Source organism: Tenacibaculum xiamenense (assembly GCF_964513065.1).
Classification (GTDB): Bacteria; Bacteroidota; Bacteroidia; order Flavobacteriales; family Flavobacteriaceae; genus Polaribacter; species Polaribacter xiamenense.
Map to the genome: position 1 here is coordinate 152,071 of NZ_CAZEQU010000033.1, position 16,298 is coordinate 168,368.

Annotated in this window: 12 protein-coding genes and 1 other RNA gene; 12 read left to right on the top strand and 1 reads right to left on the bottom strand. The window is 32.7% G+C overall.

The genetic code is table 11. The annotated features are described in order from the left end of the window. Window positions 1-219: 219 nt before the first annotated feature. Genes ACKTTV_RS11785 through murA form a run of 3 tightly spaced genes read left to right on the top strand, consistent with a single transcriptional unit; the run spans window position 220 to window position 4,537 of the window. Window positions 220-2,547, top strand: a complete 2,328-nt coding sequence (locus ACKTTV_RS11785; RefSeq protein ID WP_408031038.1) for an ATP-dependent helicase — start codon at window positions 220-222, stop codon at window positions 2,545-2,547. 43 nt (window positions 2,548-2,590) lie between these two features. Further along, window positions 2,591-3,223: a DUF4290 domain-containing protein gene (locus tag ACKTTV_RS11790; RefSeq protein WP_408031615.1), complete on the top strand. Its 633-nt coding sequence runs from the start codon at window positions 2,591-2,593 to the stop codon at window positions 3,221-3,223. Next, window positions 3,224-4,537 carry a UDP-N-acetylglucosamine 1-carboxyvinyltransferase gene (gene murA / locus ACKTTV_RS11795; RefSeq protein ID WP_408031039.1) on the top strand — a complete coding sequence of 438 codons (1,314 nt, stop codon included), beginning with the start codon at window positions 3,224-3,226 and terminating at the stop codon, window positions 4,535-4,537. Between the two features lie 361 nt (window positions 4,538-4,898). On the opposite strand, the gene ACKTTV_RS11800 is transcribed toward murA, so the two are convergent. Further along, window positions 4,899-5,090 carry a hypothetical protein gene (locus ACKTTV_RS11800; protein WP_408031040.1) on the bottom strand — a complete coding sequence of 64 codons (192 nt, stop codon included), beginning with the start codon at window positions 5,088-5,090 and terminating at the stop codon, window positions 4,899-4,901. 190 nt (window positions 5,091-5,280) lie between these two features. On the opposite strand from ACKTTV_RS11800, the gene ACKTTV_RS11805 reads away from it, so the two are divergent. From ACKTTV_RS11805 to ACKTTV_RS11845, 9 genes are all read left to right on the top strand, one after another. Then, window positions 5,281-5,862: a nucleotide exchange factor GrpE gene (locus tag ACKTTV_RS11805; protein ID WP_408031041.1), complete on the top strand. Its 582-nt coding sequence runs from the start codon at window positions 5,281-5,283 to the stop codon at window positions 5,860-5,862. 64 nt (window positions 5,863-5,926) lie between these two features. Next, window positions 5,927-7,048 carry a molecular chaperone DnaJ gene (gene dnaJ, locus ACKTTV_RS11810; RefSeq protein ID WP_408031042.1) on the top strand — a complete coding sequence of 374 codons (1,122 nt, stop codon included), beginning with the start codon at window positions 5,927-5,929 and terminating at the stop codon, window positions 7,046-7,048. A gap of 285 nt (window positions 7,049-7,333) precedes the next feature. Then, window positions 7,334-7,644, top strand: an RNA gene (gene rnpB, locus ACKTTV_RS11815) — RNase P RNA component class A. Window positions 7,645-8,079: 435 nt separating this feature from the next. Continuing rightward, a complete protein-coding gene (locus ACKTTV_RS11820) occupies window positions 8,080-10,857 on the top strand; it encodes a bifunctional aconitate hydratase 2/2-methylisocitrate dehydratase (RefSeq protein ID WP_408031043.1) in 2,778 nt (925 codons plus the stop codon). 174 nt (window positions 10,858-11,031) lie between these two features. Next, a complete protein-coding gene (locus ACKTTV_RS11825) occupies window positions 11,032-11,595 on the top strand; it encodes a hypothetical protein (protein ID WP_408031044.1) in 564 nt (187 codons plus the stop codon). 210 nt (window positions 11,596-11,805) lie between these two features. Continuing rightward, window positions 11,806-12,147: a cupin domain-containing protein gene (locus tag ACKTTV_RS11830; RefSeq protein WP_408031045.1), complete on the top strand. Its 342-nt coding sequence runs from the start codon at window positions 11,806-11,808 to the stop codon at window positions 12,145-12,147. Window positions 12,148-12,156: 9 nt separating this feature from the next. Beyond that, window positions 12,157-12,933 carry a class I SAM-dependent methyltransferase gene (locus ACKTTV_RS11835; RefSeq protein ID WP_408031046.1) on the top strand — a complete coding sequence of 259 codons (777 nt, stop codon included), beginning with the start codon at window positions 12,157-12,159 and terminating at the stop codon, window positions 12,931-12,933. A 174-nt stretch (window positions 12,934-13,107) separates the two neighbouring features. Next, window positions 13,108-15,375 (top strand): aconitate hydratase, encoded by a 2,268-nt coding sequence (locus ACKTTV_RS11840; RefSeq protein ID WP_408031047.1) that lies wholly within the window; start codon window positions 13,108-13,110, stop codon window positions 15,373-15,375. Between the two features lie 209 nt (window positions 15,376-15,584). Beyond that, entirely contained in the window at window positions 15,585-16,256 is a 672-nt protein-coding gene (locus ACKTTV_RS11845) for a Crp/Fnr family transcriptional regulator (protein WP_408031048.1), read from the top strand. Window positions 16,257-16,298: the final 42 nt, after the last annotated feature.

Genomic DNA, 16,298 nt, shown 5'->3' on the forward strand with positions numbered 1-16,298 from the left:
ATTTGTATGGTTATTTTGTAAGTTTTGTACAGACAATAAACGCTGCTAAGATACAAGTCTTAGATAATTTATAGTTCAAATTTCGTGTATAATCTATATAAATTATAAACCACAAAATGATCTTAAAATTATATGTTGAAAAAAAAATGACCACATATTTTATAAAACCTAAAAGAATGGTTAATTTTCCGTTTTAAAATTCTTTCAATTTAGATTTCATTGAGTACTTATTTAGAACAACTTAACGAACCACAAAGGGCTGCTGTATTACAAAAGGAAGGTCCAATGATGATTATTGCAGGGGCAGGGTCTGGTAAAACTAGAGTTTTGACTTATAGGATTGCACATATTATGCAGCAAGGAGTAGATTCTTTTAATATTCTTTCCTTAACATTTACCAATAAAGCAGCACGTGAAATGAAAGAACGTATTGCTTCGGTTGTAGGACATAGTGAGGCCAAAAATTTATGGATGGGAACCTTTCACTCTGTATTTGCTAGAATTTTAAGGTCAGAAGCCGATAGATTAGGCTATCCATCAAATTTTACAATTTATGATACCCAAGATGCGGTAAGATTACTTTCGGCTATCATAAAAGAAATGAAATTAGATAGAGAGCGATACAAACCGAAACAAATTCTAGGTAGAATATCGTCCTTTAAAAATAATTTAATTACGGTTAGAGCCTATTTTAATAACTCTGATTTACAAGAGGCCGATTTACAAGCAAGTAGACCTAAAGTTGGAGATATTTACAAAGAATACGTAGATAGATGTTTTAGATCGGGTGCAATGGACTTTGACGATTTGTTATTAAGAACGAATGAGTTATTAGCTCGTTTCCCAGATGTATTGGCGAAATATCAAGATAGATTTAGATATATAATGGTTGATGAGTACCAAGATACAAACCATTCTCAATATCTTATTGTGAGAGCTCTCGCTGATCGTTTCCAAAACATTTGTGTAGTAGGTGATGATTCCCAAAGTATCTATAGCTTCCGTGGGGCTAACATCAATAATATTTTAAATTTCCAAAAGGATTATCCAGACGCAAAAACATTTAAGTTAGAACAAAATTACCGTTCTACAGGAAATATTGTTCAAGCGGCTAACAGTGTTATTGATAAAAATAAAACCAAATTAGATAAAGAGGTTTGGACAGCCAACGAATCAGGAGAAAGTATAAAAATTATGCGTTCTATTTCTGATGGTGAAGAAGGGCGTTTTGTGGCACAATCTATTTGGGAAAATCAAATGAATCATCAATTGACCAATAACGATTTTGCCATTTTATATAGGACAAATGCACAATCAAGAGCAATTGAAGATGCCTTAAGGAAAAAAGATATTAAGTATAGAATTTATGGAGGTATTTCATTCTACCAACGTAAAGAAATAAAAGATTTACTTTCTTATCTGCGTTTATTAATAAACCCTCATGATGAGGAAGCTTTGGTTCGTGTAATAAATTACCCTGCTAGAGGAATTGGTGCTACCACCATGGATAAATTGGTAATTGCCGCCAATCATTATAAAAAATCAATATTCGAAATTATAAAGAATATCAATCGAATTGATATTAAAATTACCAAAGGGACTAAAAATAAACTTGAAGGTTTCTTAACTATGATTCAACGTTTGCAAGTTGAAGTACAGACGAAAAATGCTTTTGAAGTTGCAGATTTGGTGGTGAAGCAAACCCAATTGGTTAAGGATTTACAAAAGGATGGGACTCCTGAAGGAATCAATAAGGTTGAAAACGTTCAGGAATTATTAAATGGTATTAAAGATTTTATTACCGATAAAATAGAAACAGGGGAAGATGCTTCGTTAACAGCTTTTCTTGAAGATGTTGCCTTGGCTACCGATTTCGATAGCGAAAAAGATGATACTCCTGTTGTTTCGTTAATGACCATTCACTTGTCAAAAGGATTGGAATATCCATATGTATATATCGTTGGATTGGAAGAAAATCTATTCCCATCTGCAATGAGTATGAATACTCGTAGTGAATTAGAAGAAGAACGTCGTTTATTCTATGTAGCTTTAACAAGGGCTGAAAAAGTGGCATATTTAACATATGCTCAAACCAGATACCGATGGGGGAAACTTACCGATGGAGAACCGAGTAGGTTTTTAGAAGAGATAGATGATCAATTTGTTGAATATTTAGCGCCAAAGGTTCCAGAATCCAATGCTAATCGATTTATTGATGCCAGTTTGTTTGACGAAAGCCCATCAAAAATTCGTTTTCAAAAACCTATTCAAAAAAAGCGTAAAGAGTTTTTAGATAAAAAGGAAAAATCTCCTTTAAAGGCGGATAAGAGTAGATTGAAAAAAGTTTCAGAAACGAGTAGTTCAAAAATAAATCTATTTGATGGCGATATTGCTGTTGGAAACATTGTAGAGCACAATAGATTTGGAAAGGGGAGAGTGTTAGGACTTGAAGGAAAAGGACCAAATAAGAAAGCCGAAATCGAATTTGGTACGGTAGGAAAAAAGAAATTATTATTACAGTTTGCAAAATTGAAAGTAATCGGATAAGTAATGAATAATTATTACTATTTTGCATCTGCATAAAAACAAGATCATGTTTGATTTAGAATATAACTCAGAAAGAGAAACATTAATTATACCTGAATATGGTAGGCATATTCAAAAGCTAGTAAACCATTGTATTGCTTTAGAGGATAAAGAAGAGAGGAATACTATGGCAAAAGCTATTATTAACGTAATGGGAAACTTGCAGCCTCATTTACGTGATGTGCCTGATTTTAAGCATAAGCTATGGGACCAGTTGCATATAATGGCTGATTTTAAATTAGATGTAGATTCACCATATGAAACTCCTTCAAAAGAAGAGTTAACTGAAAAGCCTACAAAATTAGACTACCCTAAGTCAGCATCAAAATATCGTTTTTATGGAACTAACATCCAAACTATGATTGATGTTGCATTAACATGGGATGAAGGTGATATGAAAGAAGCTTTGGTGTTTACCATAGCCAATCATATGAAAAAGTGTTACTTAAACTGGAATAAAGACACTGTTGAAGATGGTGTTATCTTAGACCATTTATATGAACTTTCTGATGGTCAAATTGATATACGAAATACGGAAGAAGACTTGGCTGAAAGCAAAAATTTACTAAGAAAAAGACCTTCACAAGGAGGGCATAAAGGAAAATCTACGAATCACAAAAAAAGCAGAAAAAAATAAATGGCATCATTTAAAATAGAAGGTGGTCATAAATTAAATGGATCTATAACCCCTCAAGGAGCGAAAAATGAAGCACTACAAGTTATCTGTGCTGTTCTTTTAACTTCAGAAAAAGTAATAATAAACAATATTCCTGATATCCTTGATGTAAACAAGTTAATTTTTATTCTTGGCGAACTTGGTGTTAAAATTGAAAAGCTCAGTGCTAATAGCTACAGTTTTCAATCGGATGCTATTAATCTTAAATACTTAGAAAGTCCTGAATTTAAAAGAGATGGAAGTTCTTTGAGAGGATCTATTATGATAGTAGGGCCTTTATTAGCTCGTTTTGGAAAAGGATATATTCCTCGTCCAGGAGGAGATAAGATTGGTAGAAGAAGATTGGATACCCACTTTGAAGGTTTTATCAACTTAGGAGCTAAATTTAGATATAATAGAGAGGAGTATTTTTATGGTGTAGAAACGGAAACAGGGCTTCAGGGAACTGACATGCTTCTTGATGAAGCATCTGTAACAGGAACAGCCAATATAATTATGGCCGCAGTTTTAGCAAAAGGAACTACCACCATTTATAATGCCGCTTGTGAACCTTATATTCAGCAATTATCAAAAATGTTGAATAGCATGGGAGCGAAAATTTCAGGAGTTGGCTCAAACTTACTTACTATTGAAGGAGTTACTGAGTTGGGTGGTTGTGAGCATACAATTTTACCTGATATGATTGAAATAGGTAGTTGGATTGGTATGGCAGCAATGACTCGTTCCGAAGTAACTATTAAAAATGTCAGCTGGAAAGATCTAGGACAAATTCCGAATGTATTTAGAAAATTAGGAATTCAATTAGAACAGAAAGGTGATGATATTTTTATTCCTCAGCAAGATAGTTATGAAATTCAAAACTATATAGATGGCTCAGTATTAACAGTTGCTGATGCTCCATGGCCTGGTTTCACTCCTGATCTTTTAAGTATAGTGTTAGTTGTAGCTACTCAAGCAAAAGGTACTGTTCTGATTCATCAAAAAATGTTTGAGAGTAGGTTATTTTTCGTTGATAAATTAATAGATATGGGAGCAAAAGTTATCTTATGCGATCCACATAGAGCTACTGTAATTGGTCATGATTTTAATAGTCAATTAAAGGCTACAAAAATGACGTCGCCTGATATTAGAGCAGGTATATCATTATTAATAGCGGCCTTGTCAGCAAAAGGAACAAGTATCATTCATAACATTGAGCAAATTGATAGAGGTTATGAAAATATTGAGGCAAGATTACGTGCACTGGGTGCTAAAATTGAGAGAATAGAAGATTAATTCTTTAAAAATATTCGAAAATATATCAAAAAGGTGTCTCAAAGTAGACGCCTTTTTTTGTTTATACATCAAAAAAGCTGAATTCAATAGTTGAATCCAGCTTAATTGCAATTCTTTAATTAATATTTTAATCTACAGAGACTTCATCACATTGAACCGCTGGACACGCCGTGAATTCATCGCAATAACTTGGTCTGTAAACGTTACACTCTCAAGTACATTTACTTAAATCAAATGGATCTGACGAAAAACCACCTATAAGTTCTTTCTGTTTGCTTTTCGATAAAACAGAAATACCCGAAATGGTTAATAAGTTTTTCTTCATGTTTAATCTAATCTGGTTAATAGTTATGATGTTTTCTTAAATTTCATCATTACAAGTGTACACATCTGGACATGCCATATAAAATGAACAATACTTAGGCCCAGTTACTCTTGCGGCACAATCACAACCACATTTGCTTAAATCAATGCCAATTCCTCCAGATACATTTTTCTGCTCTTGCTTAGATAAAACTGATACTCCAGGAATGGTTAAAAAGTTTTTTTTCATAATTAGTCGTATTTATATTAATATTTGGTTAACAGCTTCTAAAATATGAAATGAATATGTTAAAAAAATGCAAAAACTAAAAATTCAATGTTAAAATAGTACTCTAAAAACTTGTGTCAATATGGCATAATTAAACCAATGGCAGTATTCTTGCTTAACATAATTGGAAAAAATAAAGAAAAGATTTACAATGAGTAAAGATCAATATACCAAAGAAGACGAAATTAAAGATGCTTTAGAAAATACTGAACTTGAACAAAAAGAAGGTGAAGGTGTTGATATTCAAGATAAAGAAGGAGTAAAAGAAGAAGAAAGTAAGAAGGAAGAGCCTTCAAATGAAGAACTTTTACAAGCTGAAAAAGATAAGTATTTACGACTTTTTGCTGAGTTCGAAAATTATAAAAAACGTACAACTAAGGAACGTATTGAGCTTTTTAAAACGGCAAGTCAGGAATTAATGACAGCTTTACTGCCAATTATGGACGATTTTGATAGAGGGTTGGCAGAAATTAAGAAAAGTGAAGACTCTGAACTTTTAAAAGGAATGGAGTTAATTAATAACAAGTTAAAAAATACTTTAACACAAAAAGGTCTTGCCGAAATGGAGGTGAAAGCTGGAGATGATTTCGATTCTGAAATTCATGATGCCATAACCCAAATACCAGCGCCAACTGATGATTTAAAAGGAAAAATCATTGATTGTGTAGAAAAAGGATACAAACTTGGAGATAAAATAATTCGTCACCCGAAAGTAGTTATAGGGCAGGCTTAAAAAATGAATAATAATTAATAACTAGTAAAAGTATTATTAGTTTTTAATTGTCAATTGAAATTATATGGCAAAACAAGATTATTACGAGATTTTAGGGATTTCAAAATCAGCTTCTCAAGGAGAAATTAAAAAGGCTTACAGGAAAATGGCAATTAAGTACCACCCTGATAAGAATCCTGATAATAAGGAGGCTGAAGAAAAATTCAAATTAGCGGCTGAAGCTTATGAAATTTTAAGTGATGAAAATAAAAAAGCTCGTTACGATCAATATGGTCATGCTGCTTTTGAAGGAGGTCAAGGATTTGGCGGAGGAGGAATGAATATGGATGATATATTCAGTCAATTCGGCGATATTTTTGGAGGTGCCTTCGGAGGTGGATTCGGTGGATTTGGCGGTGGTGGACAGCGTCAAGCCCGAGTTAAAGGTAGCAATCTTAGAATACGAGTAAAACTTACTTTAGAAGAAATTGCAAAGGGAGTAGAGAAGAAGGTTAAAGTAAGAAGAAAGGTTAAAGCCGATGGTGTAAGTTATAAAACGTGTAGTACCTGTAATGGATCGGGGCAGCAAATGCGTGTTACCAATACCATTTTAGGAAGAATGCAAACAGCTACAACCTGTGGTACATGCCATGGAGCAGGTGAGATACTTGATAGAAAACCTAATGGAGCGGATGCGCAAGGAATGATTGTTAAAGAAGAAACAGTTTCAATCAATATTCCTGAAGGAGTTTCAGAGGGAGTTCAGCTGAAAGTTGGAGGTAAAGGAAATGAGGCACCAGGTAAAAACTCAATTCCAGGAGATTTACTTGTAGTTATAGAGGAAGTACAGCATGAAAATTTAAAAAGAGAAGGTAGTAATATACATTACGATTTGTATGTAAGCTATTCAGAAGCTGTTTTAGGAGTTTCTAAAGAAATAGAAACTGTAACGGGAAAAGTTAAAATTAAGATTGAACCTGGTACTCAGTCAGGAAAAATATTACGTTTAAAAGGAAAAGGATTGCCAAGTATAGAGCATTATGGAACAGGTGATTTCCTTATTCATGTAAATGTATGGACTCCCCAAGAGTTAACTAAGGATCAACGTAAATTCTTTGAATCGATGTTAGATGATGAAAATTTTAATCCAAATCCTCAAAAAACGGATAAATCTTTCTTTGAAAAAGTAAAAGATATGTTTTCATAACATTTAAAAATCGAATAAAATGTAAATAGCTGTCTATCATTGTTTTGGTAGGCAGTTTTTTTATTAATCATTTTTTCAAAACTTGTATGTTCTGAGTGATATTTAATATAAAAAGTAAGAAATATAACGTTATCGTAAATTTTGTGTTTTTTTATTTGTTTTAAACAAAATAAATACTTTATATTTGTAGGGTCTAGGAGACGTCCTAGATACTTTTTCTTTTTCATAGCAATTTTCCCACTCATTTTTTTGAGTGGGTTTTTTTATAAAGATGAATTAAAAATATAAGCAGCTCTATCTTATCGACTTATACTTTTATAAGTAGGAAAGTCCGGACACCGTAGAGCAGGCATAGCGGATAACATCCGTCCGGTGTAAACCGAGGACAAGTGCAACAGAAAGAATGTACAGGTAATGCTGTAGTGAAATCAGGTAAACTCTATGCGGTGCAATGTCACGTATATTAGAGATTGAGTGTAGCTCGCACGATTCTAAGGGGTAGGCAGATAGACTTTAATAGTAATGTTAAGGCTAGATAAATGATAAGAACCTTTTTTTAAAAGGTACAGAATCCGGCTTATTGAGCTGCTTTTTATTTTTAGTGCTTATTTAGAATTGTTATAAAGAAATGGTTGATAAAAAAACAGCTTTCAAATTATTATATTCTTAAAATTAATATGTAAATAAAAGTTTTTTTTGATAAAAAACCATTAATATGTGTTTTTTATGGTTATTTATCATTAATAAGCTTATTCTGTTGTATATTTTCAAATTACTAGCTAAAATCGTATTTTTGCTGAGCAAAAATTAACATTAATTACTTACGTTCTTTACAATATTAAGATATATACATGGCTTTTATATGCACTTAAATTCTTAATATCGATTAAACAACGTGGTTTTATAATGTTTTGTTGAAAGACAGGTTGTACAAAATATAACAACTCAAAAGGACATTAATATAATTTATGAAAGTATAGCGAATTATCAAATTCATATTACTTTCTTTAAAAGAAAAGACTTCTATTTTTATGAACACTTACGAAGATTATATCAAAGAGATTGAAGCACGAAAAGTTCAAGGACTTCATCCAAAACCAATTGATGGAGCTGAATTATTAAGTGAAATCATCGCTCAAATTAAAGATGAAAACAACAAATACCGTGAAGAATCTCTTAATTTCTTTATTTATAATACATTACCGGGTACAACAAGTGCCGCTGGTGTAAAATCTAAATTTTTAAAAGAAATTATTCTTGGAGAATCTGTAGTGAAGGAAATTACACCTGAATTTGCTTTTGAGCAATTATCACATATGAAAGGTGGGCCTTCTGTTGAAGTGTTATTAGATTTGGCTTTAGGTAACAATGTAGAGATTGCAGAAGCTGCTGCAAAGGTTTTAAAAACTCAAGTATTTTTATATGAAGCAGATACTGAGCGTTTAGAAAATGCAATGAAAGAAGGAAATGCTTTAGCAAAAGAAATAATTGAAAGCTATGCACAAGCTGAGTTCTTTACAAAATTACCAGAAGTACAAGAAGAAATAGAAGTAGTTACTTATGTGGCTGGAGTTGGTGATATTTCAACAGATTTATTATCTCCAGGAGCAGATGCTCATTCAAGATCTGATCGTGAATTACATGGACAATCTATTTTTGAGCATAATAAAGACATGCAAAAAGAAGTTCTTGCTTTAAAAGAACAACATCCAGATAAACGTGTAATGTTAATTGCCGAGAAAGGAACAATGGGAGTTGGTTCTTCTCGTATGTCAGGTGTTAATAATGTGGCATTATGGACAGGTGTTTCTTCAAGTCCTTATGTACCATTTATCAATATTGCACCAGTAATTGCCGGTACAAATGGAATTGCTCCAATCTTCTTAACAACAGTTGGTGTAACTGGAGGAATTGGAATCGATTTAAAGAACTGGGTGAAGCAAAAAGACGAGAATGGAAATACTATCGTCGATGAAGAAGGAGATCCAATTTTAAAAGAAGTTTATTCTGTAAAAACAGGAACAGTTCTTACAATTAATACTAAAGAAAAGAAATTATATAGCGGAGATAAAGAACTTAAAGATATTTCAACTGCATTAACTCCTCAAAAAATGGAGTTCATCAAGGCAGGAGGTTCTTATGCTGTAGTATTCGGAAAAAAATTACAAACATTTGCTTGTAAAGTATTAGGAATTGATGTTCCTCAAGTATATGCTCCTTCTAAAGAAATATCTATTGAAGGTCAAGGATTAACAGCAGTAGAGAAAATTTTCAATAGAAATGCTGTAGGAAACACTCCAGGAGTTACATTGCATGCAGGTTCAAACACTCGTGTTGAAGTAAACATTGTAGGATCTCAAGATACTACGGGATTAATGACTTCTCAAGAGTTAGAAATGATGGCAGCTACTGTAATTTCACCGATTGTGGATGCTGGATATCAATCAGGATGTCACACAGCTTCTGTTTGGGATGATAAGTCTAAAGCTAACATTCCAAGATTAATGAAGTTTATGAATGACTTTGGTTTAATTACTGGTCGTGATCCGAAAGGAGTGTACCATGCAATGACCGATGTAATCCACAAAGTGTTAAATGACATTGCTGTTGATGATTGGGATGTTATCATTGGTGGAGATTCACATACAAGAATGGCAAAAGGAGTTGCTTTTGGAGCGGATTCTGGAACAGTAGCTTTAGCTTTAGCAACGGGTGAAGCAACAATGCCAATTCCTGAGTCAGTTAAAGTAACTTTCAAAGGAGATATGGTTCCTTATATGGATTTCCGTGATGTGGTTCACGCTACACAACAACAGATGTTAGATCAGTTTGAAGGAGAGAATGTTTTCCAAGGTAGAATTATCGAAGTTCACATTGGTACATTAACTTCTGATCAAGCATTTACATTTACTGACTGGACTGCAGAAATGAAAGCAAAAGCTTCTATTTGTATTTCAGAAGATGAAACCTTAATTGAGTCATTAGTAATTTCTAGAGATCGTATTCAAATTATGATCGATAAAGGAATGGATAATGAAAAGCAAGTGTTACAAGGTTTAGTAGATAAAGCTAACAATCGTATTGCTGAATTAGAGTCAGGAAGTAGATCAGCTTTAAGACCAGATGCCGATGCAAAATATTATGCTGAAGTTGTAATTGACTTAGACAAGATTGTTGAGCCAATGATTGCTGATCCAGATGTAAATAACGAAGATGTTTCTAAACGTTATACGCATGATAATATTCAACCATTATCATTTTATGAAGGAACTAAGAAAGTTGATTTAGGATTTGTTGGATCTTGTATGATTCACAAAGGAGATATGAAGATTTTAGCTCAAATGCTAAAGAATATTGAAGCTCAACAAGGTGAAGTTAAATTTAATGCACCATTGGTTGTGGCACCTCCAACATATAACATTGTAGATGAGTTAAAAGCAGAAGGAGACTGGGAAGTATTGGCTAAATATTCAGGTTTTGTATTTGATGATGATGCACCAAAAGGGGCAGCACGTACAAAGTATGAAAATGTACTATATTTAGAGCGTCCAGGATGTAACCTTTGTATGGGGAACCAGGAAAAAGCTGAACCAGGAGATACTGTAATGGCAACTTCAACTCGTTTATTCCAAGGTCGTGTTGTAAGAGATTCAAATGAGAAAAAAGGAGAATCTTTATTGTCATCGACTCCTGTGGTTGTATTATCTTCAATTTTAGGTAGAACACCAACATTAGAAGAGTACCAAGCTGCCGTAAAAGGAATTGTATTGACAAAGTTCAAGCCATCACAACAAAAATTAGTAAGCTAAAATATATTACTTATATATTTCAAAGCCTGAGTTATTAAAACTCAGGCTTTTTTGCTTTTTACCAAGTAATGTAAAGTGTTGTAAGAAATAATATCAACTCTTTGGTTTATGATTTCGGTCATATAACAGGTGTATTAAAGTTTGTAATTTTGAATTATTCTAAATAACAGATGAATGAGGATAATTTATATTTTAATTACTGTACTGCTATTTTTTTCTTGTATTCATAAAACCAGTAGTGAGGAAAAAAATATTCTGAAAGATCAACTTAAAGAAGATTCTTTCCTTTACAAAGGAAGTTACCAATGGGCCTTTGATTTGATGGGAACGGAACAGATTTCAACTCATATTTTATATCCTGATAGTATTAAATATAAAATGACAGGAAGAGTTTACTCCACTAATTATGTTATGAAAAAAATATCTTATGAATCACTTAATGGTAAATGGATTGGAGAAGATGATGATGGCATCGTATATGTATTGTTTTTCAAAGAGAAAACTGATAGTACTTTAACTATTTATAAGCGTAAATGTAAGACAGGAGGACTAAAGGAAGCTTTAAATTTCAATTTACCTACGGCCAATACTACTGATGATCATGGTTGGAATGTGTATTCATTAAATGGAAATGATAGCAGAGATGTATTGCCTTTTTCTGGTAATTTCATTACTACAGATAATAATATTTCTATAAGTGATTCCATTCTAACTTTTAACAAAAAAAAAAGTACATAAAATAAGTTTTTATTCAGGAGAACGCAGATGGGTTGGTAAATATCAAAATGAATATTTACAAGTGTTCTTTAAAAACTTAAAACCTAAAGATTCTGTTCAACTATCTCTTACTTGGTCAGAAAATTTAGAAAGTCTTTATAAAACCAAATACGACTCAACACTCTCTTGGAAATCATATATAAAACAATAACCATAGTAAAAACAAATCAAATGAAAATAGCAAATATTTTTAAAGACATAACATACAGCAATAAGAAACCTATTATAACTGTATTACTTGATACTGACTTTACCAAAGAAATTAGAATTGCAATGGAAAAAGGAACTGTAATGAAAGAGCACAAAACCTTATATCCTATAGTTTTAGAAATTTTAGAAGGAACTATAGATTTTGGTATACCAAGTGATATTGTAGTCTTATCAAAAGGAGATTTAATAGCATTAGAAAGTAATGTACCGCATGATTTAAAAGCGAATGAAAACAGTATTATACGATTAACATTGACCAAACACGATAATGTAGATAGAGTAGAGAAAGTATTGAAAAGCTAAATTTTAAAAATGGCAAATACAAGAATTAATGATAAGCAAGGGCATTGGATTCTTGCCAAAATGGGGAAAAAAGTATTACGTCCTGGAGGAAAAGAACTTACAAAAAAACTGATTAACAATTTAAATATAAATTCTGAGGATTATGTAGTAGAGTTTGCGCCTGGTTTAGGATATACTGCATCAATAGCATTAAAATCAAATCCAAAAGCTTATACAGGGATCGAAATTAATGAAGACGCGGCTCATATACTTCGCAAGACGTTAAATGGAAAAGGTAGAAGAATAGTTGTAGGAAGTGCAGCTAAGTCTAATTTAAAAGATGAGACGAATAGTAAAGTTTATGGAGAAGCAATGTTAACCATGCAAGCTGACCATAAAAAATCTGAAATAATAAAAGAAGCTCACCGAATACTTAAATCAGGAGGTCTGTATGGAATTCATGAATTGGCTTTAAGTCCTAATGACATTTCGAAAGAAAAGAAAGCCAAAATACAACGAGAATTGGCTCAAGTAATAAAGGTAAATGCAAGGCCTTTAACTATAGACGAGTGGTGCCATTTATTGAAGGAACAAGGTTTTAAAATTATTAAAATAGAATCGAATGAGATGCATCTTTTAGAACCTAAAAGAGTTATAGACGATGAAGGGCTCATGAGAACTATAAGAATTGTATTAAACATATTAACACACCCAAAAGAGCGAAAACGAATTCTAGCAATGCGTAAAATTTTTAGAAAATATCAATCTTCTTTAAAAGCAATTAGCATTATAGCTGAAAAACAATAAGCCTTTTGATAGCTTATTATTTATACCTACTTGGTCTTGTAAATTGGGAGGGACTAATAATTCTTTACCATAATTTTAGTCGATAGTGATATAACTTTTATAATTAGGAATTACAAGTTTTTTAGGTTGTTTTTTGCTAAATTCGTAACAGTAACAAAAAATAATAAAATTAATATGGCTTTCGATATTGAAATGATAAAGGAAATCTATTCTAAATTTCCTGAAAGAGTAGAAGCTGCTAAAAAAATAACAGGGAAACCTCTTACTTTGGCTGAAAAAATCTTGTATGCCCATCTTTGGGATGTAAAAACTGATAAAGCTTTTGTTAGAGGGAAAGATTATGTAGATTTTGCACCAGATCGTATCGCATGTCAAGATGCCACAGCTCAAATGGCTTTACTTCAATTTATGCAGGCTGGTAAAAATAAAGTGGCAGTTCCAACAACGGTTCACTGTGATCATTTAATCCAGGCAAAAGTCGGTGCGACAAAAGATTTACAAACGGCTTTAAACAACAGTAATGAAGTATTTAATTTTTTAGAATCTGTATCAAACAAATATGGAATAGGTTTTTGGAAACCAGGTGCTGGAATTATCCATCAGGTAGTTTTAGAAAATTATGCCTTTCCAGGAGGAATGATGATTGGTACCGATTCTCATACAGTGAATGCCGGTGGTTTAGGCATGGTAGCTATTGGTGTTGGTGGTGCCGATGCTGTTGATGTGATGGCAGGTATGCCTTGGGAATTAAAGTTTCCAAAACTAATTGGCGTTAAATTGACTGGTAAGTTATCGGGATGGACTGCTCCAAAAGATGTTATTTTGAAAGTAGCAGGAATTTTAACTGTAAAAGGTGGAACAGGAGCTATTGTTGAGTATTTTGGTGATGGAGCAAAATCAATGTCTTGTACAGGAAAAGGAACTATTTGTAATATGGGGGCCGAGATTGGCGCTACTACCTCTACATTTGGTTATGATGAATCAATGGAGCGTTATTTAAGGGCTACAGAAAGAAGTGATGTTGCTGATGCAGCCAATGAAATAAAAGATTACTTAACCGCAGATCCTGAAGTCTATGAAAACCCAGAACAATATTTCGATCAAGTAATAGAAATTAATTTGGATGAGTTAAAACCTCATTTAAATGGGCCTTTTACTCCAGACTTAGCAACTGAGGTAGGAGGAGATATGAATGAAAAAGCCAAAGCTAATGATTGGCCTTTGCAAGTGGAATGGGGATTAATCGGATCATGTACCAATTCTTCTTACGAAGATTTATCTCGAGCAGCTTCCATTGCCCAACAAGCGATAGATAAAGGGTTAAAAACAAAGGCAGAATTCGGAATTAATCCTGGATCTGAACAGGTACGTTTTACCGCTGAAAGAGATGGGATTCTAAAGGTTTTTGAGGATTTAAATGCAAAAATCTTTACCAATGCATGTGGACCTTGTATTGGGCAATGGGGACGTTATGAAGATCCTAAAAATGCACCTAAAAATAGTATTGTACATTCATTTAATAGAAACTTTGCCAAAAGAGCTGATGGGAATCCAAACACACATGCATTTGTAGCCTCTCCAGAAATGGTGGCAGCAATTGCAATATCTGGTCGTTTAGATTTTAATCCTATCACAGATACTTTAATCAATGAAAATGGTGAGAAAGTAAAGTTAGAAGAACCAACAGGATGGGAGCTACCATCTAAAGGTTTTGCAGTTGAAGACGCTGGATATATTGAACCCATCGAGGATGGAAGTGGTGTTGAAGTTGTGGTTGATCCAAACTCAGAACGTTTAGAATTATTAACTCCTTTTACTCCTTTAGGTGACAAAATTGAAGGAGCGAAGTTATTGATAAAGGCTTACGGAAAATGTACCACAGACCATATTTCTATGGCAGGGCCATGGTTACGTTATAGAGGGCATTTAGATAATATTTCCAACAATATGCTGATTGGAGCAGTGAATGCTTATAATAGGAAAACTAACTTTGTGAAAAACCAATTAACAGGAGAATATGATGCTGTTCCTAAAGTACAAAGACACTATAAAGCAGAAGGAATTAAAACTATTGTTGTTGGTGATCACAATTATGGAGAAGGCTCATCTCGTGAGCATGCTGCAATGGAACCTCGTCATTTAGGTGTAGCCGCGGTTTTAGTAAAATCCTTTGCTCGTATACATGAAACAAACTTGAAAAAACAAGGGATGCTCGGGTTAACATTTGCCAATGAAAATGACTACGATTTAATACAAGAGGATGATACTTTTAACTTCTTAGATTTAAATGAATTTTCACCTGGAAAAGCATTAACAATAGAGGTAATTCATAAAGATAGTTCTAAAGACACCATTGTTGCTAATCATACCTATAATGATGGACAAATTGAGTGGTTCAAGGAAGGATCTGCATTGAATTTAATAAAGAAGCAAAATGTATAAAAACTTCAAATTTAATAAAATAGAAAACTCTGATGAAAGTCAGAGTTTTTTTTTGTAATGATTTTCCCTTATCTTAGACTAATATTGATAGTTGAACTAAATCGATTCACTTCTAGAGTTTTTCGTGGATGCATCAAGAAATCTTTTGAGAAACCTATTGATAAATATCGTTGTATTCTAATCTCATTTATTGAGTTAAACTATGAATTATGAACACCTTTTGGTACTTTGAAAATATAAACCTATTTAAGATACTTTGCCCTCATAAATATCCTGCATATAAGAAAGAGCATACATTCAACAATTATAGAAAGAGTGATTACATTTATTTTGAGGAAGATGCTGCAAATAAAATTTATTTGATTGACAGTGGTAAGGTTAAAATAGGATATTATACAGAAGATGGAAAAGAAATTATTAAAGCAATTCTTACAAAAGGAGAAATGTTTGGTGAAAAGGCTATTTTGGGAGTAGAAAAGAGAAATGAATTTGCACAATCAATAGACAACTCTACTTTAATTTGCCCCGTTTCGAAGGATACCATGTACTCGTTAATGCGAGATAATGCTTCTATTAGCTTTAAAATATATAAGTTTATTGGTATTCGTATAAAAAGATTAGAGCGTAGGCTGCAGTTATTATTATTTAAAGATACCAAAACGCGTTTATTAGAGTTTTTTAATGAACTTTGTGAAGATTATGGGTATGAATGTGAAAAAACGGGCGATCAAGTTGTAAATCATCCGTATACCCAAAAAGATATAGCTACTTTAATTGGTACATCTCGTCCAACTTTAAATGCACTTATGAATGAGTTAAAGCAAGAGAGTATTATTGATTTTAATAGAAAAGAGCTAAGAATTTTAAAAAAAATAGCATAAGTGTAAGCTAGCTGACATTTTATTAAAATAGTCTGGAATAAA